The sequence below is a fragment of the Sphingobacterium sp. LRF_L2 genome, from assembly GCF_965644235.1.
Taxonomy (GTDB): domain Bacteria; phylum Bacteroidota; class Bacteroidia; order Sphingobacteriales; family Sphingobacteriaceae; genus Sphingobacterium.
Map to the genome: position 1 here is coordinate 1 of NZ_CBFFRI010000019.1, position 1,598 is coordinate 1,598.

Here is a 1,598-nt window from a genome sequence, read left to right on the forward strand (position 1 = left end):
GGCTATTTTTTTATTATCCGAACAAGGATAAATTTTTCGGTTTTGGAGCTCGTTTTTGTTGTTATTTCTTTTTTCGATATAGAAAGATCTTTTGCGAGGAGATGATCTCATCGTTGGTCACCCGTGTAGACTGTTCGCGAACCAGTACTCCATTTGATACATATTTTTTTAATAATTCATCGAACCACCAGTGCAGACTTAAGTCTGATAGGTCAGATTATCACGAATCCCTCGGCCAGTAATATTTTGTAGGAGTGCCCACTGTGGACTGGATACAGGAATGATTTTTATCAGTTCATAATCGGATTTTATTGGCTCTTATCCGCTCAATTTTTAGGTTATTTTTTTATATTTGATTTATGAGTCAGGAAATTGTACATACGTTAAAACTTCAGCTTGACTGGGGATTGATTAAATTCGTAAGTCAGTTGGACAGATTTGATGCTGCATGGACAGCGATTGAAAAAAGAGAAGGCCGTACACTAAAGGAATTAAAATCAATAGCTACTGTGCGAAGTGTAGGAGCTTCAACACGTATTGAAGGCTCTAAGATGAGCGATGAAGAAGTAGATGTTCTACTAAAGAATATAGATATCTCAAAGATACAAGACCGTGACAAACAAGAGGTCGTTGGTTATTTTGAAGTACTTGATCTGATAAGTGAAAGTTATGAAGAAATTCCTGTGTCGGATAGTGGCATAAAAGGATTACATAATCTCCTAATGCGACATAGCGAAAAGGATCAATGGCATAAAGGAGATTACAAAAAACTCAGTAACTCCGTGGAAGCTAACCTTCCAGATGGGACAAAGCAGATTATTTTTGAAACCACTGCCCCCGGATTTGCAACTGACGGTGCCATGCGCGCCATGTTTGATTGGCATGATAGTGAACAGGAAGTACATCCGCTTATTCGTTGTGCAATTTTTAGTTATGAATTTGTTTCCATTCATCCATTTCAGGATGGTAATGGTCGTCTCAGTCGTTTGATAGCAACACTACTCTTACGCAAATGTGGCTATCAGTGGATTCAATATGTCAGTTTGGAACATGAGATCGAGCACACAAAAAATGAATATTACCGCGTCTTACGTGCATGCCAATCCAATCGTCCTGGAGAAGATGTGACAGATTGGGTGCAATACTTTTTAAAAGCACTCATTAATGTAACAGAATCTCTAATGAACAAATTGGAGAAACATGGTGTTGAAAAAAGTCTTGCCACACGTACCAACAATATTTTGAAATTAATTGAGGTGTATCCTGGCATCAAGACGGGTGATATTGCTACAAAACTAGATCTCTCTTCTGCAACAGTGAAACGTGAGTTAAAAATATTGATAGATCAAAAATTAATTATCAAAGAAGGGACAGGCCCTGGAACTAATTATACGATCATTTAAGCTCGGGAAATAATATAATCGGGTCAGATTAGATCATATCCGCTCATCGCCTAATCAAACTGTATGCATACATTGAGGGGCAGTGGTCTCTGCTCCCCAGTTTACCGAACTGCTGAATTACAATGTAAATACAGCGGGAGCACAGCTTACCGCACCGCAATTTAACGGTAATATCGCCCAGCAGCTTTGGGGGCA

Annotated in this window: 1 protein-coding gene; it reads left to right on the plus strand. The window is 38.9% G+C overall.

Annotated features, from left to right (window positions below; all coding sequences use genetic code 11):
- Nucleotides 1–359 precede the first annotated feature (359 nt).
- Nucleotides 360–1,403, plus strand: a complete 1,044-nt coding sequence (locus ACSZOX_RS22345) for a Fic family protein (protein WP_437922467.1) — start codon at nucleotides 360–362, stop codon at nucleotides 1,401–1,403.
- Nucleotides 1,404–1,598: the final 195 nt, after the last annotated feature.